This is a genomic window from Streptomyces sp. NPDC093111, from assembly GCF_040683955.1.
Lineage (GTDB): Bacteria > Actinomycetota > Actinomycetes > Streptomycetales > Streptomycetaceae > Streptomyces.
In genome coordinates this window covers 52981-74551 of sequence record NZ_JBFBNW010000019.1, presented here as the reverse complement: position 1 = coordinate 74551, position 21571 = coordinate 52981, and the positions used below count along the sequence as shown (strand labels likewise).

24 protein-coding genes are annotated in these 21571 nt (G+C 69.5%); 6 read left to right on the top strand and 18 right to left on the bottom strand.

All coding sequences use genetic code 11. The features are described from left to right. From AB0Q96_RS29805 to AB0Q96_RS29775, 7 genes are all read right to left on the bottom strand, one after another. The gene (locus AB0Q96_RS29805) at window positions 1-348 is read right to left on the bottom strand and encodes a SpdD-like protein (protein WP_365330801.1); all 348 of its coding nucleotides are present in this window, start codon (window positions 346-348) and stop codon (window positions 1-3) included. Between the two features lie 11 nt (window positions 349-359). Beyond that, window positions 360-515 carry a hypothetical protein gene (locus AB0Q96_RS29800; RefSeq protein WP_165590964.1) on the bottom strand — a complete coding sequence of 52 codons (156 nt, stop codon included), beginning with the start codon at window positions 513-515 and terminating at the stop codon, window positions 360-362. A gap of 19 nt (window positions 516-534) precedes the next feature. After that, window positions 535-726 carry a mobile element transfer protein gene (locus tag AB0Q96_RS29795; RefSeq protein ID WP_046909124.1) on the bottom strand — a complete coding sequence of 64 codons (192 nt, stop codon included), beginning with the start codon at window positions 724-726 and terminating at the stop codon, window positions 535-537. A gap of 20 nt (window positions 727-746) precedes the next feature. Then, a complete protein-coding gene (locus AB0Q96_RS29790; protein ID WP_365330799.1) occupies window positions 747-1454 on the bottom strand; it encodes a DUF2637 domain-containing protein in 708 nt (235 codons plus the stop codon). A 19-nt stretch (window positions 1455-1473) separates the two neighbouring features. After that, on the bottom strand, window positions 1474-1665 hold the full coding sequence (locus AB0Q96_RS29785; RefSeq protein WP_365330797.1) for a hypothetical protein: 192 nt from the start codon (window positions 1663-1665) through the stop codon (window positions 1474-1476). Window positions 1666-1748: 83 nt separating this feature from the next. Further along, window positions 1749-3098, bottom strand: a complete 1350-nt coding sequence (locus tag AB0Q96_RS29780; RefSeq protein ID WP_365330795.1) for an FtsK/SpoIIIE domain-containing protein — start codon at window positions 3096-3098, stop codon at window positions 1749-1751. Window positions 3099-3100: 2 nt separating this feature from the next. Beyond that, entirely contained in the window at window positions 3101-3430 is a 330-nt protein-coding gene (locus AB0Q96_RS29775; protein ID WP_365330793.1) for a hypothetical protein, read from the bottom strand. Window positions 3431-3585: 155 nt separating this feature from the next. On the opposite strand from AB0Q96_RS29775, the gene AB0Q96_RS29770 reads away from it, so the two are divergent. The 3 genes from AB0Q96_RS29770 (at window position 3586) to AB0Q96_RS29760 (ending at window position 5656) form a co-directional block, all read left to right on the top strand. Further along, window positions 3586-4380: a GntR family transcriptional regulator gene (locus tag AB0Q96_RS29770; RefSeq protein WP_365330791.1), complete on the top strand. Its 795-nt coding sequence runs from the start codon at window positions 3586-3588 to the stop codon at window positions 4378-4380. Continuing rightward, window positions 4377-5060, top strand: coding sequence for a YdcF family protein (locus AB0Q96_RS29765; protein ID WP_365330789.1), 684 nt, complete (start codon window positions 4377-4379; stop codon window positions 5058-5060). Before AB0Q96_RS29770 ends, AB0Q96_RS29765 begins: the two co-directional genes overlap by 4 nt. Window positions 5061-5164: 104 nt before the next feature. Continuing rightward, complete coding sequence (locus tag AB0Q96_RS29760; protein WP_365330787.1) at window positions 5165-5656, top strand: hypothetical protein; 492 nt, start codon at window positions 5165-5167, stop codon at window positions 5654-5656. Window positions 5657-7099: 1443 nt separating this feature from the next. Here AB0Q96_RS29760 and AB0Q96_RS29755 read toward each other — a convergent pair. Beyond that, window positions 7100-7567, bottom strand: coding sequence for a hypothetical protein (locus AB0Q96_RS29755; RefSeq protein ID WP_365330785.1), 468 nt, complete (start codon window positions 7565-7567; stop codon window positions 7100-7102). A gap of 636 nt (window positions 7568-8203) precedes the next feature. Here AB0Q96_RS29755 and AB0Q96_RS29750 point away from each other — a divergent pair. Both AB0Q96_RS29750 and AB0Q96_RS29745 read left to right on the top strand, forming a co-directional pair. Beyond that, a complete protein-coding gene (locus AB0Q96_RS29750) occupies window positions 8204-9505 on the top strand; it encodes a restriction endonuclease (protein WP_365330783.1) in 1302 nt (433 codons plus the stop codon). Between the two features lie 410 nt (window positions 9506-9915). Then, window positions 9916-10941, top strand: coding sequence for a DUF5954 family protein (locus tag AB0Q96_RS29745; RefSeq protein ID WP_365330781.1), 1026 nt, complete (start codon window positions 9916-9918; stop codon window positions 10939-10941). A 93-nt stretch (window positions 10942-11034) separates the two neighbouring features. Here the strand turns inward: AB0Q96_RS29745 and AB0Q96_RS29740 are convergent, their stop codons facing one another. The 6 genes from AB0Q96_RS29740 to AB0Q96_RS29715 all read right to left on the bottom strand — a co-directional run bounded on the left by AB0Q96_RS29740 (window position 11035) and on the right by AB0Q96_RS29715 (window position 16744). Beyond that, window positions 11035-12576 (bottom strand): M4 family metallopeptidase, encoded by a 1542-nt coding sequence (locus tag AB0Q96_RS29740; protein ID WP_365330926.1) that lies wholly within the window; start codon window positions 12574-12576, stop codon window positions 11035-11037. A 322-nt stretch (window positions 12577-12898) separates the two neighbouring features. Next, entirely contained in the window at window positions 12899-13555 is a 657-nt protein-coding gene (locus AB0Q96_RS29735) for a DsbA family protein (RefSeq protein ID WP_365330780.1), read from the bottom strand. A gap of 40 nt (window positions 13556-13595) precedes the next feature. Then, window positions 13596-13946: a DoxX family protein gene (locus AB0Q96_RS29730; RefSeq protein ID WP_365330778.1), complete on the bottom strand. Its 351-nt coding sequence runs from the start codon at window positions 13944-13946 to the stop codon at window positions 13596-13598. Between the two features lie 120 nt (window positions 13947-14066). Further along, entirely contained in the window at window positions 14067-15107 is a 1041-nt protein-coding gene (locus AB0Q96_RS29725) for a methyltransferase (protein ID WP_365330776.1), read from the bottom strand. 152 nt (window positions 15108-15259) lie between these two features. Next, the gene (locus tag AB0Q96_RS29720) at window positions 15260-16189 is read right to left on the bottom strand and encodes an NADP-dependent oxidoreductase (protein ID WP_365330774.1); all 930 of its coding nucleotides are present in this window, start codon (window positions 16187-16189) and stop codon (window positions 15260-15262) included. 87 nt (window positions 16190-16276) lie between these two features. Then, window positions 16277-16744 carry a luciferase family protein gene (locus tag AB0Q96_RS29715; RefSeq protein ID WP_329424174.1) on the bottom strand — a complete coding sequence of 156 codons (468 nt, stop codon included), beginning with the start codon at window positions 16742-16744 and terminating at the stop codon, window positions 16277-16279. Window positions 16745-16874: 130 nt separating this feature from the next. Between AB0Q96_RS29715 and AB0Q96_RS29710 the strand changes: the two genes are divergently transcribed. Further along, complete coding sequence (locus tag AB0Q96_RS29710; RefSeq protein WP_365330772.1) at window positions 16875-17240, top strand: helix-turn-helix domain-containing protein; 366 nt, start codon at window positions 16875-16877, stop codon at window positions 17238-17240. A gap of 108 nt (window positions 17241-17348) precedes the next feature. On the opposite strand, the gene AB0Q96_RS29705 is transcribed toward AB0Q96_RS29710, so the two are convergent. The 4 genes from AB0Q96_RS29705 to AB0Q96_RS29690 all read right to left on the bottom strand — a co-directional run bounded on the left by AB0Q96_RS29705 (window position 17349) and on the right by AB0Q96_RS29690 (window position 21518). Then, complete coding sequence (locus tag AB0Q96_RS29705; RefSeq protein WP_365330770.1) at window positions 17349-18806, bottom strand: multicopper oxidase domain-containing protein; 1458 nt, start codon at window positions 18804-18806, stop codon at window positions 17349-17351. 201 nt (window positions 18807-19007) lie between these two features. Beyond that, window positions 19008-19361: a chorismate mutase gene (locus tag AB0Q96_RS29700; RefSeq protein WP_365330768.1), complete on the bottom strand. Its 354-nt coding sequence runs from the start codon at window positions 19359-19361 to the stop codon at window positions 19008-19010. A gap of 28 nt (window positions 19362-19389) precedes the next feature. Then, window positions 19390-20757, bottom strand: a complete 1368-nt coding sequence (locus AB0Q96_RS29695) for a class II 3-deoxy-7-phosphoheptulonate synthase (RefSeq protein ID WP_365330766.1) — start codon at window positions 20755-20757, stop codon at window positions 19390-19392. 77 nt (window positions 20758-20834) lie between these two features. Beyond that, on the bottom strand, window positions 20835-21518 hold the full coding sequence (locus AB0Q96_RS29690; protein ID WP_365330764.1) for an NAD(P)H-dependent oxidoreductase: 684 nt from the start codon (window positions 21516-21518) through the stop codon (window positions 20835-20837). Window positions 21519-21571 lie beyond the last annotated feature (53 nt).

The following is a 21571-nucleotide window of genomic DNA, read 5'->3' as shown; positions in this document are numbered from 1 at the left end:
TCAGCGGTTCCTTTCCTGGTTGAGCAGGGAGCGGAGGACGACGGCGCACACGGCGACCGAGGTGGCGGTGATGGCGACCGCGAGGAGCATGGAGACGAGGACGGCGCCGACGACCAGGACCACGGCACCGCCACCGGCCACGAGGGCGAGCGCGCTGCCGGGGGTGAGCTGGACCGTCGAACGGGCCGGGGTGACCGGGGCCGGGGTGTGGCTGTGGTTGTGGCCGCAGTCCACGAGCTCGGAGGTGTGGTGCAGCTCGACGGCGCCGGTGGGGGCGGGCGTGGGGTGGATGAGCGGGGTGACGATGCCGGTCGGGAGCGGGTTGACCGGGATGCGGGGTCGGAGCATGGCGGTTCTCCCTACTTGTTGATCGGGTCGATGAGCGGGGCGATCATGCTGTCGGCGAGGAGGTAGCCGCCGAGGAGGATCACGGCGACGAGCCACCAGGGCGGGCGGATGAGCTTGATGCCGAGGGCGCCGACGACGATCAGGGCGAGCCAGAGCGGAACGTCCACGAGAAGGGGCTCCTTCGGGTCAGCGCGGGTTGCAGCGGTGGGTGCGGGCGGCGAGCTCGGCCGCCGCGCGGCTGGCGTACGGGGCGGTGGCGAAGTCGCAGCCGGGGGCGGTGCACACGGCGGTGTGCTTGGTCCGGCCCAGGCGGTCGCGGTGGGTGCCGACCTGCACCGGTCCGATGCGGATGACGTTGTAGAAGCGGTTCGGGCGCACGAGGTCAATCTCCTTTCGAGTTAGGCGAGTTGAACGGTGATCGCGTCGGCCAGCGGGGCCGGTACCCCAAGGCGAGCGCGCAGGGTCGCGGCGTCGATCGGGGCGCCGGTCTGTGCCTGGTGGGTGTCCGCGATCTTCCGGGCGTGGTCGAGCAGTGCGGGCGGAACAGTCACCGCGGGCGCCACGGGAGCGGGCTCCGCCGGGAGGTAATGCGCCTCCTCATCCGGCTTCACTTCCTCCGGCTCGGGTTCGGCCGGCGGGAGTTCGGGGGCAGGTTCCTGAACCCGCTCGACGGCAAGGTCCACGACCGGCGGCCCGGAGAGCGGTTCGTCCTCGACGGCCGGGGTGGGGTTGGGCTTGGGTTCGGGGGTGTGGGCGTGGGCGAGGAGGGTGCCGCCGAGGAAGGCGAGGGCGGGCCATCCGGCGACGAGGATGCGCAGCCAGGCCGGGATGTTGTTCATGTCGAGGAGTCCGGCGGTGGCGATGTTCGCGCCGAGGGATGCGGTCAGGGCGATGGCGAACCACAGCCAGGCGTCGCTGTTGCCGGAGTTGGTCCGCATCCGGCGCCAGGCGGCGACAAGGAGCAGGTCGACGCTGACCGGGTAGGCCCACGCCTTCCAGCCATCCTGTCCGGCCGCCGCAGCCAGATCGTGCAGGTGGGCGAAAGACAGGGCCCCGGCGATGACGGCCTGGATGAGGACGGCGTCGAAGCGGAGGGTGCGGGACACCAGTCCGCCTCCTTTCGGGTCAGGCGGTGCCGGTGCCGAAGCAGTCCGAGCACAGCGCGGTCTGAGTGGCGCCGATCTCCCGCCGCTTGCGCCCGACCCGGACGGCGGTCGTGGTCTCCCCCGTGCCGTCGCAGGTGCCGCAGGACGGCGGGGCGGACGCGGGCTTGGTCGTGCGGCGGCGCGGGGCCGGGGTCTTCTTGGTGGTGTTCACGGGCGGTTCCCTTCGGTTTCGGGCATAGGTCGGGTAGGGACCTGGCGTGAGACGGTCACGCCGACCGAGGAGGGAGAGCTCCGCTAGTCCGTCGCCGGGACCGGCTTCACCAGCGGCACGGACTCCACCGGCGGGGCCTGAGCGAGTATCACCGGCCGATACGGCGCAAGGGCCGGAAGGACTGGGGTGAGGTGCGCGTACTCGGCGCAGATCGCGGCAGCCTCGGCCGCGGACAGTTCGGGGGTGCGGATGCGGGACCAGCCCCCGGAGGAGTCACCGGCGACCGCGACACCGGGCTTGTCGGGCGGGATCGTCGTCACCGCGACCACCGCGTCCGGGGCGATGTCGCCCAAGCCCATGTCGGCGGTCTGCTTGTCGTTGACGCGGTGCACGGCACGGCCGGTGAGCTGGGCGCGCAGGGTGGTGGCACCCTTGCCGAGGTCGGAGCCGAAGCGCTGCCCGCAGATCTCCAGGAAGATGCCGGCCGCGCGGGCCATCTGCCCCAGGCGGATCATCTGCGTGACCATCCGGTCCCGGCGCTCTTCGTCCTTCTTCCCCGTCACGAGGAACAGCTCCGCCACCTCATCCACGAGGAGCACGACCGGCACCGGACGGACCTTCTCGGGCAAGGCCCAGATGTCGGCGGCGCCGTACTCGCTGAGCAGGTCGAAGCGCTCTTCCATCTCCCCCACGAGAGCATCCAGGACACCGGAGGCCTCATCGGGAGTGATGGCGAAGGCGGAGAGCCGCGGCGCGTACCCGCGCTGCTCGACACCGCGCTTGCAGTCGATCCCGACCAGGGCGACATCGAGGCGGGCGAGCCCGGCGATGAGGTTGCGCTGGTACATGGACTTGCCCGACTGGTTGGCGCCGAGCGTCAGCGCATGCGGGACCTTCAGGTAGTCCCGGACGAACGCGGTGCCATCCTCCCGCAGCGCGACCGGAACCGTCAGCGGCCCCAAGGAGCGCTTCCGGCGCGGCATCTTCACCCGCCGCAGCACGTCGTAGCCGGTCATCCGCAGCTCGACGTACCCCGGCTTGGTCTCCACCACGTTCACGGAATGGACGCCCCAGGCGTGCCGCAGCCGTTCCGAGGACGCCATCACATCGGCGGGCTCCAAGCCGGCGGGGAGACGGAGGGTGACCCGCATCCCAGTCGACGAGCCCCGAACCCGACGGATCTTCGGCGGCACCGGCTGCACGTCACCACGGCGGGCGACCGTGCGGACCATGAACGCCCGCAGGCGGGACGGCTGCACCGTCAGCCCGCACACGTCCATCGTCGAGCGGTACGTCATCGCGAACCGCACCCGAGCGACCGGCAGCCCGACCAGCGACCAGTAGACGCGGGGAGCGCGAACCCTCGCAACCCCGAGCCCACCAGCACCGGCCAGCGGGAGGCCGACCTCCCATAAAGTCGACAGGTCCGTCACGATCAGACCCCGGCCGTAACGGCGACGGCGCGGAACGAGATGCCGTGCCGGGTCTGGCCGTTGAACGTGTTCTCCCAGTCCCTGGCCTTGAGTCCGATCACCGACACCGGGGTGCCCGGCGTCAGACTCTCCGGGAGACCGGTCTCCGGGACGGTCACCTGGTACAGGTTGCCCTCCCCCTCGTCCGAGATGAGCAGACCCACCGTGGACAGCCCCGCACCGGTCTCCCGATCCACGGCCCTCTCACCGGTCTGCTTGCTCACGAGCTTCGGCGTCGGCGCGGTCGCCACGAACACGACGGCGGTCGAAAGATCGATCTTGAAGGACGGCATGAGCACTCCTACTTCGTCGAGGCAGCCCAGAAGAGGGCCACCAGCCCCGCTGTCCTAGGACTGCGAGCGGCTTGAGTAGATAGTGACCCGCAGTCCTAGGACTGTCAACAGTCCTAGGACTGTGTTTGACTAGATCTCGTCGAGAGGGGTTCGAGATGGCGCCCAAGTGGCGGGAGCTGGCAGACAAACTGGCTGAGCAGATCAGAAGTGGTGAGTACCAGCCGGGCCAGCGGTTGCCGCAGATCAGGGAGCTGGTCGAGGCCGGCGAGGGTTCCAAGGCCACAGTGCACGCCGCGTACAAGGCTCTGGAGACGGAGGGGCTCGTCACGTCATCCCGTGGCCACGGGACTGTGGTTCGTCAACAGGTGCCGCTCAAGCGACTCGGCATCGCTCGATACGACAAGGCCAAGTGGCGAGACGGCGACGAGGTGGCGTTCATCGCAGATCGCGTGGCCTCCGGACGGGCGTATCGCCGCAACGAACAGACGCAGACGGTCAGTCTCGTCGAGGCATCCCCCGAAGTGGCAGCCGCACACGGACTCGCCGTCGGAGCTCCGGTCTACGCCCGCGCGCGGTTGGTGAAGGAAGGCGACCAGCCGACGCACTCATTGACCAGCTACTACCGCCCTGAGCACGTCGAAGGAACCCGAATCGTCGACCCCATGCCCGGTCCGGCCGGCCGAGGTGGAGGCTTCCGCGTCCTGTACGACGCCGGTTACGAGATCGACCACATGAAGGAACAGCTCTTCGCCCGCACGCCCACGCCGGACGAGGTGAAGCTCCTACAGCTTCCCCCCGGCGAGGCAGTGGTCGAGCTACATCGGACGACGTACACGGCCTCCGGCACCGTGGTCGAGTTCGCCATCGGCATCCACGCGGCTTCGCGGTTCGCTTGGGAGTACGACTTCAAGGTCCCGGACTCCGCCAAGGACAGGGCAGACGTCAAGTGATCTCCGCGCAGGATTGGGCAGACACACAGCTCCTGTGGGACTACCACCAGATGGGGCACACCCCCCGGCCGTGCTCGGTCGCAATCGGGCTTGGCAGCCACGACCTAGGGGTGGCAGACACCGCGGTCGACCTGTACAAGCGCGGCATGGCTCCCCTTCTCGTATTCACCGGCGCCACCAGCCCGACGACACGGGAACGTATGCCCCGCGGTGAAGCCGTGCACTACCAGGAGAGGGCGATCGAGCTCGGTGTCCCCAGCTCGGCCGTACTGGTGGAGCCGCGCGCCCGGAACACGGGCGAGAACATCCGCTTCTCCCGGGACCTGCTCGAAGAGGCCGGCATCGACGTGTCTTCTGTTCTCCTGATCAGCAAGCCGTACGAGGAACGCCGGGCCTACGCGACGGCGCGGAAACTGTGGCCCGAGGTCGAGTTCGTCAGCGCCTCCAGCCCGATGACGCTTCAGGACTACGTCGATTCGATCGGCGACGCCCGCTTGGTGATCGACATGCTCGTAGGCGCGCTACAGCGGCTGCTGATCTACCCGGAACAGGGATTCATGATCAGCCAGCAGGTACCGGAGGGCGTGCTCGACGCGTACGAGCGGCTGTGCCGAGGGGGCTTCACTAGTCGCCTGATCCGAGACGAGGCAGGCCAGGCCGCCAGCAGCCGAACCCTCTAGGGCGGTGTTTCTTGGCCCCGGGTGACGGCTGCAAGTGGCCTCACCGAGCAACGGCTTAAGTTGGCCCCACCAAGCCGCCGCCCCCGTGACGCGCAGGAGACTAGGTGAAGACTGTCAGCGATTTCGTCCCCTTGCTCGGGACTCCCGTTAGGCAGGACGAAGAGCATCTGATCAAGGAGATCGCTTCGTCCTGGTCGGTCGCCTTCCCTGAGGACTTCATCGCGATCGCCGGCGCGTATGGCGACACGGTCGTCTCGGACTACATCTACTTCTGCGGGGCCAGAACGCTGCGCAGATACGCCGACGGAATGGGGCGGCAGCTGGAGGCGTCCCGGACGGTTCCCCACATGGTCCTTCCGACCCCGGGCGGGGCCCTGGTCTGGGGGAACACGATCGAAGGCGACCAGCTGTTCCTCGTTCCCCACGAGGGCGGGACCTGGACTGTCTCGGCGTTCCGCCGCGGCTGGGCAGACTGGCACGACACCGATCTCGGCTTCAGCGACTGGTTCCACCTCGCGCTAACCGGCGGGACAGCCACCGACTGGCTGCCGGAGTGGGAGCCCCTCCCGCACCCCCTTAAGCTCAACAACGGGTGACAGAACCCCGGTACTGGCCGCAGGAGACCGAGCACTGATCAGGTTGGGCCAGACGACGGCTGAACGCTCCACGACTAGCAACGGCGCGTGCAGGAGCCCTGTTTCGGGGTGAGCTGTTACAGGTTTCTCTACCTCATCAAGGCCCGCCCTTCCGGGCGGGGAAGGGGATGGGGAGAAGGAGCCATGTTGCGCTTCCTCGCGCCCGGCAGATGCCGGGGGCCAGACCCCACAGCTTCCGGGCCGCGTAGTGCTGCACCACCGCCCGCGGCATGCGACGCTCCCGCCCCGTTCGCGATCAACTCCCACGACCGGTCTTTAGGAGCCCAGCTCCCGGACACGGTGGCCGGAGGGCGGGGGCTCTTGCCCTACGGGCATCCGGCGCGCAGGCCAGTCGGCTGTCCCAGCCGCTCGCTACGAATCACACCCCACCGGCCCGCACAGCGGGCCGGCGCGGACTCGGGACTGGGGCCTGCGCTCCTGCCTGCGGCCCGCTCCGCCCCCGCCCCGGCCCCGCGCCACCTCACGTTGCCACGGGATGATCCGCTTCACGCTTTGACCCGCAAAAACATGCGCCGGACCGAGCACAACACCCCACCCCGACAACCCGCACCAGGAACAGCCCTCCTGCATGGCCAGGACGAGACCACGTCCGAACAGGTAAGCGTCCAAGCCATCAGCAAGCGATCACAGACGCACCGGCCATGCGGGAGGCCCGCCCGTCGCAAGGGCGCAGGCAACAGCGGGGGTGAGCTGAGGAGGGAGACGAGTGACGGTCAAAGAGGGATGCCTCCGGCGGGGGCGCTCCGGCTCCAGGATGGCGGGGGCACCGTACGCGAGTGCCGGCCGGTGGGGAGTGGCGATGGGGAACTCTCATCCCGTCCGCCGTCGACCCAGGCAGAGCCGAGCAGACACGGCACCGGGCGTCCAGGTCGTTCGTACAGTGGCGCGCTCCACCTGGACGCCCGGCACCGCGCCTGCTCCACGATGTGTGGGCCGACGGCAGACGGGATGAGAGTTAGGGGAAGGCAGTAGGGACCGACGTCGCAGCCCGAATGCCGCTGATCGGTGTCATTCCGTGCCCTTGGGATGACCGGGCCCCGCATGAAGCAGCCAGACGATGCGCTTGGCCTTGTCGACGCAATACCAGATGCGACCACCCGCCGTAACCTCGTACTGCCACAGGGGGTACTCCTGCCCGTCGAAGGTGGCGGTCTTATAACTGCCCTTCAAACGGTGCTGGCGAGGGGTCTCGAGAGCTGGGCAAGGGTCAGCCCGAAGGGCGTCGAATGCCCTCCGGGCGTTCCCTTTGGCCGTCCGGCAAAGTTCGTCCCAGCCCCGCTTCACGTCAGACTTGCCGAACTTGACGTCCCACTCGTCACCAACCGGCGGAGGAGCGACTCGTTCCCGCCTTCCCCCACTCACCAGGCGAACACCCCTATCGGGTCAGCAGACTTCGACCCGTCCGTGATCATCCAGCTCCCCCTCAGTCAGCGCAGCGCGCAGCTTGGGGTCAGCATAGACCTCGGCAGTACTCCGCCAAGCGGCTACAGCCGTCTCGAGCGGGGCGAGGTTGTCTAGGTCATCGCACGCGTGGATGGTCTCCACGAGATCCACGAGGAACTCGCGCACATCCTCATCCGGCAGGTAACGCACCCACGGGAACACGTCAGGCAGAACCATCAGCAGCTCCCTAGCGCCGGCATCGTGCTTCATGAGGGACACGAACATGCGGCTGGCGACGCTGAAGCCCTTAGCAGTGGACTCAGCATGGGCAGCACTCATCAGCACAAGATCTTCTTCGTTACGACGGCGCAGCAGTACCCCCTTACCGTGGGCAGCCTTATCGGCCACCTCACTCTGCTTACGCATGAGCTCGGAGAACGGGACTTGGTCGGCGAATCGCGTGCTCATGACTCCGATGATTGCAGAAGTAGTACTGAAGTCAACCGGGGCACATTCACGTTCCTGCAGGTCAGGGCGCCGGAAGCGTGACGCACCAGCTCACCACAAGGTAAAGTTTCAGTAAAGAAATCGGGCAAATCGGACTCCTTTTCGATAAAGCCCGGCACTTGCCGCTACGCTCCGGAATCGCTTGCGATTAGCGTAGCGCCGGAGCGTAGCGGCAAGTGGGGGTGGCGCAAGGATTTTGACTACGCAGCGTAGCATTCGAGGTGCCCTTTGGGCGATATCCTCAGGTTTTTGACAGCGCACACTCCGTCAAAAGAGTGATGTCAGCACACCCCAACACCCCTCACGCTCGACGCGAGAATGTGATGTACATCACACATTGGCCCGGTCGTTCTGTCTTCACGACAACTTCGCGATCCAACCGCCCTGAGGTGTCGATGCCGCCCCCCCTCCTGGCGCGTCTGCCACGTAGGCCGGCTGCGGGGCCAACCGTTCTCAGGCATGCGTTCATAGACCTGGCCAGGCAGCACACGAGAACTTCGGCGCCCGCTCACTCGGCTGAACAGGCTGACCACGTTGTCGGTGCTGGCCGCTAGTGTCACTGACTCACTCTGGGGTCAGCACTGTGGAGGGGGACGCATGGGCGGTCAGTTGCGTGTGGGTCAGGTGTATCGCTACGCCACTGGCAAGGATCCTCACCCCGCGATGTTGGGTGGGTATCCCAACTTCCACCATGAAACCCACTCACCAGAGCTCCCTCGTGCCCTGCTGGAGGCCGGCATCAACGGCATGGCGAAGGTCCGCGCGCCGGGCGGGGACAGGCGGCCGGTGATCCTCATCCGGTCGAGCCCGTGGAAAGCCGGCACCGAGCAGACTCCTTGGCACGACGTGTTCGACATGGACAACGGGCACGTCCGCTACTTCGGTGACCATAAGGCCACCACCACCGTCGAACCTGGCAAGACGAACGGCAACGCGGCGCTCCTCGACGCCTTCACCGGGCACCAGGGGCACACCCCGGAGGAGCGAGCCGGCGCTGTCCCGTTGCTGCTGTTCCGTGCGGTCTCGCGCAGCGGAAAGGTCAAGGGACACGTCGAGTTCTGTGGGCTGGGCGTGATCGAACGGGCAGAGCGGCTCGTGCAGTGGGGTGGAAGCGAACACACGACGTTCACGAACTACGTGTACGACATTGCTCTCATCGACCTCACCGACGAGGACGACAAGGTCTCCTGGGCCTGGATCGACGCCCGTCGGGACAAGTCCGTGAGCGACGCGGCATCGCTCGACCTCGCCCCGCAGGCTTGGCGCGAGTGGGTCAAGCACGGCAACTCGGCACTGCCCCGGCTCCGGCGGCGGGTCGCTCGGGCCAAGGTGACCAAGGTGCCCGAACAGCGTCCCACTCCTGGCAGCCCCGAGGCCAAGGATCTGGAACTGATCTACAAGTACTTCGACGGACGTAAGCACGATTTCGAGGCCGTCGCCTCCGCGGTCGCGTCGCGGGTTCTGCGCGGCGCTGGCAACAGCTACGTCGAAGGGTGGCTCACCCGACGCTCGGGCGACGGAGGTGCCGACTTCGTGGGTCGGCTCGACATCGGTAGTGGCTTGGCCGGCACCAGTCTCGTTGTCCTCGGACAGGCGAAGTGCGTCAAGCTCGACAACCTCGTTACTGCCGAGCAGATCGCCCGCGTCGTGGCCAGGCTCCGGCGGGGCTGGATCGGCGTCTACGTCACGACTGGGTCCTACTCCGTGCCCGCGCAGACCGAGATGGTTGAAGACCAGTACCCGATCGTCCTCATCAACGGAAAGGATCTGGCCCGAGAGCTCAGAAGCATGGCCCGGGACGACCACGGCGGGGACCTCGAAGCCTGCATCGAGCACATACTGACCGTGCGAGAGACCGCGGTCACGAACCGGCGCCCTGAAGAGATCCTGCTGGAGTAGCCGCCCATACGGCGCGCGGCCCATTCGTGGACGGCGGAGGCGCACCGGTGCGCTCATGACTCGCTGACCAGCAGTAATGCGTAGGACGCACTCGGCCTCCGGAGCCGTGTGCGCAGGTTCGAATCCTGCCGGGGGCACTTCGCAAGAAGTGCCGAACAGACCCCGCCTTCAGTGGAAACGCTGAGGACGGGGTCTTGTTGTATGTGCGGGCTCGGATTCCCTTACCCCCGTTGCCCCTCCCCCCTCCCCCCTTGTCCGGGTGTTCCGCGTTCATGCATCGGGCCGGGCGGCGTGTGGTCGTACGGGTGCGTGAAGGCGGGTGGGGTGTGCGCCCCCTGGCAACCCAACTGCGCTGGTTGTTCTTTTGGAAGTCTGGCCAGGGCCCCCTCCCCCGGCGCAACAATGCGCGCATGAGCGATGACTGGAAGCTACGGCTGGAGCGCATGAAGCGGGATCTCGTGGTCAGTGGGGATCCCGTCGCCTGGGTGAGTGAGGCCGATGCCGTGCAGGCCTCGCTGCGGTTCCCGTCTCTCGCCGTGCGGGGGGCCCTGTTCGGGGTGGCCGTGCAGCGGAGGGACGAGGAAGGGGGTGGGGAGTGGCGGATGGTGACGCCCTTGCAGGACGGGATGCCGCAGGTCTCGCGGGACAGCCTGAACTCCAAGCTCTGGTTCCGCGCCAAGGACGACACCGACGACCCGCACGTGCGGCGCGCGTTGCTCGCCGCCGTGGCCGTGCTGGAGCGCGAGGCGGTCGACGAGGTGGAGGTGCTCGACGAGCGGTACCGGATCGTCCGGGGGGACGAGCTCGCCAGGAGCGGGCCCGACGGTCTTGAGCCGCCCCGGCCCACCGACGTGGAGCCGATCGAGCGGACCTGGGACGACCGGGGGTCGGGCGATTCGCCCGATGTCGACTTCGTACTCGACCCGTTCAGAGAGCGCGGGCTCATGTCCGAGGCCCTGCGGCTCGGGCTGCGCAGCTTCGAGTACTCGGGGAAGCGCTACCCCGCCGCCGTACGCGAGGATTCCCGGCGCGCGGTCGTGCGGCATCCCGAGATCGCCCTGATGCCCGTCACCTTCGGCGTCGTCGAGCAGACCGGCGACACCTGGCGGCCCGAGGGCTCCCTCCTGGCCACCCCGCACGCCGCCCGGCGGTTCCTCTACTCCGCGCTCACCCGGCTCTGGCCGATGCTCTACGACTTCGGCGAGGCCAAGCGCGAGCGGTACGCCCGGATCGCCGAGAAGTACCGCGCCGCCGACCGGGCCGACGAACTCATGGTCGACGACCGCCTGTTCCGGATCTGCCGGGTCGAACGCATCGTCCGCTTCGGCCCGGACGGGCCGGAGAAGCCCCGCCCCTCGGACATCGACGACTACGGGCCCATGAAGATGCACCCCTCCATGGACGCCATGACCGGAGAGGTCCATCACGGCGAGTGAGACGGGGGCGGGGAAGGAGGAAGGGCCGCGGGGCAGTTCGCTGCCCCGCGGCCCTTCGTCATCATTCCTGTACCTGTACCTGCACCTGTACCGCTACTTGACGTTGATCGCCTTCCACGTCGCCGCCACCGCGTTGTACTCCGCGCTGCCGGCGCCGTACAGGTCGGTCGCCGCCGAGAGGGTGGCGGTGCGGGCGCCCGAGTAGCCCGTGGACGAGGTCATGTAGGTGGAGAGGGCCTTGTACCAGATCTTGTAGGCCTTGGTGCGGCCGATGCCCGTGAGGGTGGAGTTGTCGTAGGTCGGGGAGGTGTACGTGACGCCGTTGATCGTCTTCGTGCCGCTGCCCTCGGACAGCAGGTAGAAGAAGTGGTTGGCCGGGCCCGACGAGTAGTGCACGTCCAGGCGGCCGACCGTCTTCGACCAGTAGTCGGCGGACTTGCCGTCCTTGCTCGGCTTGTCCATGTAGCGCAGCGGGGTGCCGTCGCCGCGGATGTCGATCTTCTCGCCGATGAGGTAGTCGCCGACGTCCGTGGAGTTCGCCGCGTAGAACTCGACCGACGTGCCGAGGATGTCGGACGTCGCCTCGTTCAGACCGCCGGACTCACCGCTGTAGCGCAGGTTCGCCGTCGACGAGGTCAGGCCGTGGGACATCTCGTGGCCGGCCACGTCCAGGGAGGTCAGCGGCGCCGTGTTGTTCGTGCCGTCGCCGTACGTCATGCAGAAGCACGCGTCGTCCCAGAACGCGTTCACGTACGCGTTGCCGTAGTGCACCCGCGAGTACGCCGCGACGCCGTCGCCGCGGATGCCGCTGCGGCCCAGCTCGTTCTTGTAGAAGTCCCACGTGACCGCCGCACCGTAGTGCGCGTCCGCCGCCGCCGTCTCACGGTTGCTCGCCAGGCCGTTGCCCCACGTGTCCGTCGAGTTGGTGAACAGCGTGCCCGTGCCGGACGTGCCGCCCTTCAGGTCGTACGTCTTGTGCCCGCCGCGAGCCGCGTCGGTCAGCGAGTACGAGCCCGAGGTGCCCAGCGTGACCTGGCCGCTGTACTCGGTGTTGCCGATGCCCGTCTCGATGGACTCGTACGCGTACAGCTCCTTGCCGCTGGTCGCGTCGGTGATGACGTGGCGGCGGCTCGGCGTGCCGTCGGCCTGGGTGCCGGTGACCACCGTCTCCCACGCCAGGACCGGCTTGCCGGTCGCCGCCCAGATCACCTTGCGGGCCGAGGAGGCCGCCGCGGACCGCGCGCCCGAGGACGCCACGGCCGACTTGCCGACGACCGCCGCCGACAGCTCCGGGGTCGTGTCGGCCACGGCTATGCGGACCTGCGTCGCCTTCGTCGTCGAACGCGCGCCGTTCTTCTTCTGGTGCACCACGAGGTCGCCGCCGAGGACCGGGATGCCCTCGTACGTGCGCTCGTAGCGGGTGTGGACGGTGCCGTCCGCGTCCTTGACGACGTCACGGGCGACCAGCTTCTCCTGGGCGGAGAGGCCGATGGACTGCGCCGTGCCGGCGGCGCCGGCCTGGGCGTCCTGGATGGCGGCGGCGCGCTGCGTCTTGCTGAGGGCGAGGGCGGTCGCGCCGGCTTCGCGCTGGGCATCGGCGCTGGCGGAGCCGGACTGGACTCCGACGACGACCATGGCGGCCGAGGCGAGCAGGGCGGCGGCGCGGACGGTGGTACGGCGGTGCGAGGTCTGCTGGCGGGTCACGCGGGCTCCTTCGCTGTGAAGCGTGGGGGGAGTGTTGTGGGGGGTGGTGCGAGCAGCGAGCGTGCCAGCGAACGAGCGTTAATGACAGGTCCGCAACAAGGATTTGACCATCAGTTGTCCGAAGGGCGGCCAACTCCGTCCGTTATGCGGGGAGCTGACCGCCCTGAGGGTGGTGTAGGGGTGGGACGGGGGTGGGGGGAGGGGAGGGTGAGGGGGGCGGGGTGGGTCGCCGGCGGGTGGTGGCTCGGCGGGGTCAGTCGAAGACCGGGCCCGACACCCTCGCCCGCTTGAACTCCGCGAAGCCCGGCACCGATGCCGCCAGTCGCGTCGCCTGCCACAGGCGGGCCGCCGCCTCGTCCCGCGGCACCCGCGACAGGATCGGGCCGAAGAAGCCCAGCGACTCCCCCTCCGGTCCCGGCACCGCGAGGACCGGGCTGCCGGCCTCCTCCCCCACCGCCGCCTGGCTCGCCTCGTGCGAGGTGCGGACCTCACCGTCGTACGTGTCGTTCTCCGCGTACGCGATGAGCTCACCGGCCGCTCCGGCGGGCAGGCCCGCCGCCTCCAGCGCCTCCTGGATCACGTCGAGTTCGGGGGCCCGGCCGCCGGGGTGGAAGCGCTCGCCCAGCTCCGTGTAGAGGCGGCCGGCCGCCTCGTTGCCGAACTTGTCCTTGACCGCCACCAGCGCGCGCACCGGGCGCCAGCCCTTCGGGCCGAGCAGCTCCCGGAACTGCTCCGGGATCTGGTCGATCCGGTCCTGGTTGAGAATCGCCAGGCTCATGACATGCCAACGGATCTCGACGAGACCCTGGCGCTCCACCTCCACCAGCCAGCGCGAGGTCAGCCAGGTCCAGGGGCACAGCGGGTCGAACCAGAAGTCGACCGGGGTCGGGGTCTCGGTGGCGGCGGTCATGGGGCTCCTCCTTGCGGTGAACGGGTCGGTTGGCGCCGGGTCAGTTGGCGGCGAGGCCGAGGACGACCGGTGCGGCGGCGAGCAGCGCGAGGACCGCGGGGACCGGGGCGCCCTTGCCGTCCTTGGCTCGGATGTGCGTGACGATCGCCCCGAGGAAGTACAGGACCACGCCCACGCCGGCGGCGATGCCCAGGGGGCGGAACCAGATGCCCGCGATCAGGCCGACCGCGCCCAGGATCTCCAGCGTGGCGAGGCGGGGCAGCCAGTTGTCCGGGACGTTGACCTTCTGCATGCCGGCGACGATCTTCTCGTCGCGCACCAGCTTGCCGCGCGCCGATCCGAGCAGGACCAGCGAGACCAGGATCGCCAGGACGACGTATGCGATGAACACGGTTGCTCCTTGAGCGGGTGGGGATGGAGATGGGGATGGGGATGGGGATGGGGATGGGGATCGTGGTGGGTCGGGGAGGGGGAGCGGTGCGGCAACGGGGCCGCGGGTGCCGGGACTTGCTCAGCGGGTCGGGATCGCTTCGACCACGCTGCTCGGTGATGCCGTCGGCAGGATGCGGGTGAGCGTGAAGCCCGCCGCGTCGAGGAGGGTGCGGAACTCCTCCGCGGTGCGCTCCTGGCCGCCGCTGAGGACCATCATGTTGAGGTCGATGATCTTGCTCGGGGAGAAGCCGCCGTCCTCCGGGACGACCGTGTCCACCACCAGGAGGCGTCCGTCGTCCGGCATCACGCGCCGTACGGACTTGAGGATCTCGATGCTGGACGCGTCGTTCCAGTCGTGCAGGACCCACTTCATCGTGTAGAGGTCGCCGCCCTCGGGGACCTTCTCGAAGAAGCTGCCGCCGACCAGTTCGCAGCGGTCCGCGAGGCCCGCGTCGGCGATCCGGGCGCGGCCGTTGGCGACCACGTGCGGCAGGTCGAACACGATGCCCGACGCCTCGGGGTGGGCGCCGAGGATCGCGCTCAGGAAGCCGCCCTCGCCGCCGCCGACGTCGACGATCTTCCCGTACGGGGAGAACTCGAAGACCTCCAGGACGGCGTCGGCGACCATCGCGGTCAGGCCGGTCATGGCCTTGCCGAGGTGGTCGGCCATCTCCGGCGTGCGCGCGAAGTACTCCCAGATCGGGTGGCCGGACGCGGCCTCGAAGACCGGTTCCCCGGTGCGTACCGAGTCGGCCAGCAGGCCCCAGGTGCCGTGGTGCGCGGCGCCGAGCTCCAGTTGGACGAAGGAGGCGAGCGAGCCGGGCAGGTCGGTGCGCAGGGTGTCGCCGAGGGCCGTGGTCGCGTACCGGCCCTGGTCGTCGACGCTCAGCACGCCGGCGCCGGCCAGTGCGCGCAGCAGGCGGTGCAGGGAGCGCGGGTCGGTGCCGGTCAGGGTGGCGAGCTCGGTGGAGGTCCGGGGCCGCTCGGCGACGTGGTCGGGGAGGCCGAGCACCGTTCCGGCGTGCACGGCGCGGGCCGTCCAGAAGCTGGTGACCATCTCGAACATCCGGCCGAAGTCGGGCTGGCGCCGCTCGGCGGCGGCGCTGGTGGGTGCGTCCATGGGGAAGTCTCCGGGGCTCTGGCCGCGTGACGTCGTACGGGCGGCGGTGCGGAAGCGTTGCTGGAGGGCGTGCTGTGCGGGGTGCGGCCGTGCCGGGGTGGCCGGGGCCCGTGTGGGGGCCCCGGCCACCCGGTACGCAGGTGGTGCGGGTGTCAGGCGACGGAGACGCCGATCTTGCCGACCGTGCCCGCGCCGAAGGCGGCGAAGCCCTGGCCGACCGCGTCCAGGCCGTAGGTCTCGGCGATCGGCACCGTCAGGGCGCCGGAGACGACCGCGTCGGCGAGGCGCTCCAGGGTGGCCGGGTCGGGGTTGGCCATCACGGAGGTGACGGTGATGTCGAGCTCGGTGGCGGCCTCGGGGCCGAAGCCCAGGGTCGAGGCGAGCCGGCCGCCGGCGGCGACCAGCGCGGCCGCGGCGCCCGGGTCGCCAGCCAGGTGGGCCGCGGCGTGGACGCCGCCCGGGGAGAGCGCGCGGATCTGGGCGGGCAGGTCGCCGGTGTGGTCGACGACGTGGGTGGCGCCGAGGCCCTTGACGAACTCGGTCTCCGCGCCGGGCTTGGCGGTGGCGACGACGGTCGCGCCGGTCTTCGCGGCGAGCTGCACCGCGTACGCGCCGACGCCGCCGGTCGCGCCGATGACCAGCACCGTCTCGCCCCGCTGCGGGGCGAGCGCGTCGATCACGCCGACGGCGGCGGAACCGGCCAGGCCGAGGGCGCCGGCGTGGGAGGAGTCCAGGCCCTCGGGGGCGGCGGCGATGCCGTAGCCCTCGCCCACCACCACGTACTCGGCGAGGGCGCCGTCCTGGACGACCGGCTTCATCACGACGCCGAAGACCCGCTCGCCGGCGGTGCGGGCGACGCCCTCGCCGACGGCCTCGACCGTGCCGGCGAAGTCCTTGCCGAGGGTCACCGGGAACTTGTGCTCAAGGACGTCCTTGAGGAAGCCGTAGATGACGGCGCCGTCGAAGCCGTTGAGGGAGGAGTGGCTGACCTTGACCAGGATCTCGCCGGGGCCGGGGACCGGCTTGGGCACCTCGTTGACGGTGGGGGCGGCGCCGAATTCCTCGATGGTCACTGCACGCATGGGGTGTTCCTCTTTCACGATGAACGGAAGGGCGGTGGAGCGGTGGCGCGGTGCTGCGGAGAGGGGAGGGGCGGGAGCTGGGGGCGGTCAGGCCACGGCCTGCTCGTACGAGGCCTGCAGCACCACGGCCGCGACCTCCAGCTCGTCCTCGTCGCGGGGCGCGTAGAGCATCACGATGCTGTCCGGGAACTCCGCGCGCCGGGTGATGGGGTGCGGCTCGATCCAGCCGAGCTCGGTGAGCGCCGGCAGGGCCTCGACCGGCACCGCGAGGTGCATGAAGCCGGACCGGTGGATGTGCCCGAACTCGTCGACCGACGGGTGCAGGAACGCCTCGAAGGGGCGGTTGCTCCGGTTCAGCCGCAGGGCCATCGAGCCGGGCTCGGAGACCAGGCTGGGGCTGGTGAAGACGCCGGGCAGCTGCTGCGCGCGCGCCACCAGGGCGTCGCGGATCTCCGGCGGGGAGAAGTCCTCGAGCTGGTCGTGCGGAATCTCCCGGCCGGTCGTCTCGGGACGGGGTCCCTTGCGCGGGGGCAGAACGCTCAGATCGACGGCCATGGTTTTCCTCCGGTACGGGGCGCGGCAAAGGCGCGCACAAACAGTGCGCTGGTTACTTCTTGTTTCCCCAAGAATTCTGGGCGATGCTGCAGGGGTGGCAGAAGACGGCACTTCAAAGATCGCTACGCACATGAATGTTCCTGACCAGGTCAGCGAGGGTCTGGCCATCTGTCAGCTGCGCGATGTGCTCGACCGGGTCGGCGACAAGTGGAGCGTTCTGATCATGGCGATCCTGGGGGACGGTCCCCGGCGCTATTCGGAGCTCCGGCGCTCGATCGACGGCATCTCCCAGCGCATGCTGACGCTCACCCTGCGCAGCCTGGAGCGCGACGGCCTGGTGATCAGGACCGTGACGCCCAGCACGCCGCCGCGGGTCGACTACGAGCTGACGCCGGTCGGGCACACCCTGTCCACGGAGGTGGGCTCCCTCATCAAGTGGTCCGAGCAGCACCGCGAGTACATCAGCATGGCGCGGCGGACCTTCGACTCCGAGTGAGTCGAGCGAGCGGCGTGACCGGGTGACACGTACGGGTACGGGGCGGCGGTCGCCGCCCCGTACCCGTATCGCCCGCCCGCCCGTCCGCCCGTCCGTCCGTCCGTCCGGTCAGACGATCTTCATCGTCGCCATCATGCCCATCGCCGCGTGGTCGAAGATGTGGCAGTGGTAGAGGTACGTGCCCCGGTAACCGGTGAACGTGGCCTGGATCTTGACCGTCTCCCCCGGGTTCAGGTTCACCGTGTCCTTGAGCCCGACCTCCGGACCCGAGGTGACCGGCACCCCGTTGCGCTCCAGCACCCTGAACTGCACCAGGTGGATGTGGAAGTTGTGCGGGATGATGGTGTTGGCGTTGGTGACGGTCCAGATCTCCGTGGTGCCGTAGGTGATCTGGGTGTCGATCCGGTTCATGTCGTAGACGAGGCCGTTGATGTAGCCCATGTCCGAGGCCATGCCGTTCTCGTCCATGCTCAGCGTGATGGAACGGTTCACCGTGGCCGGCGGGAGGGCCGGCAGGGTGCGCAGCTCGTACGGGATGGTGCCGAACTCCTTCCCCGTGCCGGTGACGCGGAACTGGATCACCTTGGTGATCGCGTCGGCGGGGCCGCCGGGCATCGCGTCGGGCGCGTTCTTGAGCTCCAGCGTGGTGCCGATCGGGTACTCGTAGAAGTCGATCATGATGTCGGCGCGCTCGCCCGGGGAGAGGGTCACGCTGGTGACCTCCTGCGGCTTGGGCAGGAGTCCGCCGTCGGTGCCGATCAGCGTGAAGGGCGCGTTGCCGGTGAGGCTGAGCTTGAAGTACCGCATGTTCGCGGTGTTGAAGATGCGGAAGCGGTACAGCTTGCGGGCGACCTCGAAGTACGGCCAGGCCTTGCCGTTGGCGAGGATGACGTTCCGGTTGAGGAAGTCGTCCATGGCGTAGACGAGTTGGCCCTGTTCGTCGAAGCGGGCGTCGCGGAGCTGGATCGGTATGTCGTACGCGCCCTTCGGCAGGATGTTGCCCTGCTCGACGTCGTCGGTGAGCAGGTAGGTGCCGGTGAGGCCGAGGAAGACGTTCTCGGACTCCTGGTGGTGCGCGTGGTCGTGGAACCAGAGGTTCGCGTGCGGCTGCTGGTTCGGGTACGTGTAGGTCTTGGTGCCGCCGCCGGGCGCGATGAGGTCCATCGGGCCGCCGTCGCTGTCCTCCGGCACGTGCGCGCCGTGCAGGTGGACCGAGGTGGCCACGGGCAGGGTGTTGGTCTGCTGCACCACGGCCCGCACGCCGGACTTGGCGCGGATGACGGGGCCCGGGAAGCTGCCGTTGAAGGTGCGGACCCGGGTGAGCCGACCGGGGATGATCTCGACGTCGGCCTCCTTCATCGTCATCGCGTAGTAGTCCGCGGTGCCCGTGGAGGAGTACGGGGCGAGCGTCGGGGCCAGGGGCATGGGCTGGGTGAACTTGGGGATGCCCGCCGGGTCGAGGTCGGCCGCCTGCGCGGAGCCCCCCGTCGCCGGGACCAGCAGGCCGGCGGCGCCGACCGCGCTGGTGGCGACGCCCGCCTTGAGCATGTTTCTGCGACTGATCACGAAATCCCCCATGGTGATCCCGGAAATGAAGACGCCGGGTGTCCGTCCTGAACGAGAGAGAGGCCGGCCGCGGAGAATCGGGCCGGATCATGGCCTTGATTCTCCGGTGGGCCGGAAACCTCGATCAACGGAAGGGGATTCAGGGCTGTGCGCACTTTCGCAGGTCATGCGCACGCTCTGTCGGTTTTCGCCAAGCGAATGTCAATATTCCGCTAGGACGGGCGCGGGAGCACCCCCGTCACGCGCGGCCGGAATTCGATGTTCCGTGCGGGATCGGGCGATGGACTCGTGGTGCCGGATCACCTCCGCCACGATGAAGGTGAGGAACTTCTCGGCGAACTCCGGATCCAGCCGGGCCGACTCGGCGATGCTCCGCAGCCGGGCGATCTGCCGGGCCTCGCGGCCGGGGTCGGCGGGCGGCAGGCCGTGCCGGGCCTTCAGCTCGCCGACCCGGCGGGTGTGGGTGAAGCGCTCGGCGAGCAGGTGCACCACGGCGGCGTCGATGTTGTCGATGCTGTCGCGGAGCCGGCCCAGCTCGGCGCGTGCGGCGCTCACGCGTCCTCCTCCGGCCGGGCGGGCGTCGTCACGCGCCCTCCCCGCCGTGCAGGAACTCCGCGACCAGGAACGCCAGGTCGAGCGACTGGCTGCGGTTGAGGCGCGGGTCGCAGGCCGACTCGTAGCGGGCGAAGAGGTCGGGGAAGCCGAGGTCGTGGCCGCCGCCGACGCACTCCGTGACGTCGTCGCCGGTGAGCTCGACGTGGATGCCGCCGGCGTGGGTGCCGAGGGCGCCGTGCACCTCGAAGAAGGCGCGGACCTCGCCGAGGATGTCGTCGAAGTGCCGGGTCTTGTGTCCGGAGGGGGCCCCGACGGTATTGCCGTGCATCGGGTCGCAGACCCACGCCACCCGGGCTCCGGAGGCGGTGACCTTCTCGACGAGCTCGGGCAGCACCTCGCGCACCCGGCCGACGCCGAGCCGTACGACGAAGGTGAGCCGGCCGGGCTCCCGGTCGGGGTCGAGCCGGTCGATGAGCCGCAGCGCCGTGTCCGGGGTGGTGGTGGGGCCCAGCTTCACGCCGATGGGGTTGGCGACGCGGGAGAAGTACTCAACGTGGGCGCCGTCCAGGTCACGGGTGCGTTCGCCGATCCAGAGCATGTGCCCGGAGGTGGCGTAGACCCGGCCGGTGTCGGGGTCGTGGCGGGTGAGCGGGGCCTCGTAGTCGAGCAGCAGGCCCTCGTGGGAGACGTAGAACTCGGAGTCGTCGAAGGCGCGCGGGCTGGCGCCGGTGGCGTGCATGAACTTCAGGGCGCGGTCGATGCCGTCGGCGATGGCCCCGTACTGCTCGCGCAGCGGCGAGCCGGCGATGAAGTCGCGGTTCCACTCGTGCACCTGGCTGAGCGCCGCGTAGCCGCCGGCGGTGAACGCCCGTACCAGGTTGAGGGTGTTGGAGGAGGCCTGGTACATCCGCAGCAGGCGTTCCGGGTCGGGGACCCGGGCCTCGGAGGTGAAGGCGAGGCCGTTGACGGCGTCGCCGCGGTAGGTGGGCAGGGTGAGGCCGTCGCGGGTCTCGGTGGGCTGCGAGCGGGGCTTGGCGTACTGGCCGGCGATGCGGCCGACCTTCACGACGGGCATCGCCGCCGCGTACGTGAGGACCGCGGACATCTGCATCAGGGTGTTGAGCTTGCTGTGCACCGTCTCGGCGGAGACCCGGTCGAAGGTCTCGGCGCAGTCGCCGCCCTGGAGGAGCAGGGCCTCCCCGCGCGCGACGGCGGCCAGCCGGTCCTTGAGGCGGTCGCACTCGCCGGAGAAGACGAGCGGCGGGGCGGTGGCGAGCTCGCGGGTGACGCGGTGCAGGGCGGCGGGGTCGGGGTACGCGGGCTGCTGGGCGGCGGGGAGGCCGGCCCATGTGTTCACCAGTTCGAATGCGGGGGTCTCGGGCTTCAGGGTCTCCATGACGAAACCTCTCGGAGAGGAAGACAAAAGGGGAGGTGCGGCAGGGCGGGAGGGCGGGAACGGCGTCGTTCCGTACGTCAGAGGTGCACGCGCCGGGCGTGCGCGCGGGCGCCCTCCAGCGCCTCCTTCAGCGACTCGGCCGCCAGCCGCTGGAAGCCGGCCAGCCGGGCCACCTGCCCGGACTTCGTCAGCTCGGCGTGCAGGAAGACCAGGTCGTCGGCGAGGGCGACCATGCCGAGGGCGGCCCGCAGGTAGGGCTCCTGGAAGTCGTAGGCGTGCCGGGGCGTGCCCGGCCCGTACGCGCCGCCGCGGGCCGTGACCACCACGACCCGACGGCCGGCCAGCGGGCCGGTGCCGGTCTCCGGGTCGACGACGAGCGGCGGGATGAGCACCCGGTCGAGCCAGGCCTTGAACGTGGAGGGCAGCGAGAAGTTGTGCATCGGCAGGCCCAGGACGATCGTGTCGGCGGCGAGCACCTCGTCGACCAGCTCCCAGGTGGTGGCCCAGCTCGCCTTCTCGCCGGCCGTGCGGGCCGCGTTCCGCGCCTCGTCGAGGTCCCGGACGCCGGCCGCCTCGATGCGCTGCGTCACGGCGATCTGGTCGCCGTCGATGTGCGGCACGGGGGTGGCGGCGAGGTCGCGGTGGAGGTGGGTGCCGCCCTCGTTGGCGGCGCGCCAGGAGGCGGCGAACTCGGCGGTGACGCGGCGGGTGGTCGAGCCGAGGCGGGCGCTGGTGTCGATGTGGAGCAGGGTGGGCGGCATGGGGACCTCCTGGAGGGGGCGGGTGCCGGGCCCGGCGGCGGTGGCGGGCCCGG

Bases quoted from the DNA above. Each gene is read 5' to 3' on its own strand.
- AB0Q96_RS29805 (WP_365330801.1), bottom strand. From the start codon at position 348: ATGCTCCGACCCCGCATCCCGGTCAACCCGCTCCCGACCGGCATCGTC.
- AB0Q96_RS29775 (WP_365330793.1), bottom strand. From the start codon at position 3,430: ATGCCGTCCTTCAAGATCGATCTTTCGACCGCCGTCGTGTTCGTGGCG.
- AB0Q96_RS29770 (WP_365330791.1), top strand. From the start codon at position 3,586: ATGGCGCCCAAGTGGCGGGAGCTGGCAGACAAACTGGCTGAGCAGATC.
- AB0Q96_RS29755 (WP_365330785.1), bottom strand. From the start codon at position 7,567: ATGAGCACGCGATTCGCCGACCAAGTCCCGTTCTCCGAGCTCATGCGT.
- AB0Q96_RS29750 (WP_365330783.1), top strand. From the start codon at position 8,204: ATGGGCGGTCAGTTGCGTGTGGGTCAGGTGTATCGCTACGCCACTGGC.
- AB0Q96_RS29745 (WP_365330781.1), top strand. From the start codon at position 9,916: ATGAGCGATGACTGGAAGCTACGGCTGGAGCGCATGAAGCGGGATCTC.
- AB0Q96_RS29740 (WP_365330926.1), bottom strand. From the start codon at position 12,576: ATGGTCGTCGTCGGAGTCCAGTCCGGCTCCGCCAGCGCCGATGCCCAG.
- AB0Q96_RS29735 (WP_365330780.1), bottom strand. From the start codon at position 13,555: ATGACCGCCGCCACCGAGACCCCGACCCCGGTCGACTTCTGGTTCGAC.
- AB0Q96_RS29725 (WP_365330776.1), bottom strand. From the start codon at position 15,107: ATGGACGCACCCACCAGCGCCGCCGCCGAGCGGCGCCAGCCCGACTTC.
- AB0Q96_RS29720 (WP_365330774.1), bottom strand. From the start codon at position 16,189: ATGCGTGCAGTGACCATCGAGGAATTCGGCGCCGCCCCCACCGTCAAC.
- AB0Q96_RS29715 (WP_329424174.1), bottom strand. From the start codon at position 16,744: ATGGCCGTCGATCTGAGCGTTCTGCCCCCGCGCAAGGGACCCCGTCCC.
- AB0Q96_RS29710 (WP_365330772.1), top strand. From the start codon at position 16,875: ATGAATGTTCCTGACCAGGTCAGCGAGGGTCTGGCCATCTGTCAGCTG.
- AB0Q96_RS29695 (WP_365330766.1), bottom strand. From the start codon at position 20,757: ATGGAGACCCTGAAGCCCGAGACCCCCGCATTCGAACTGGTGAACACA.
- AB0Q96_RS29690 (WP_365330764.1), bottom strand. From the start codon at position 21,518: ATGCCGCCCACCCTGCTCCACATCGACACCAGCGCCCGCCTCGGCTCG.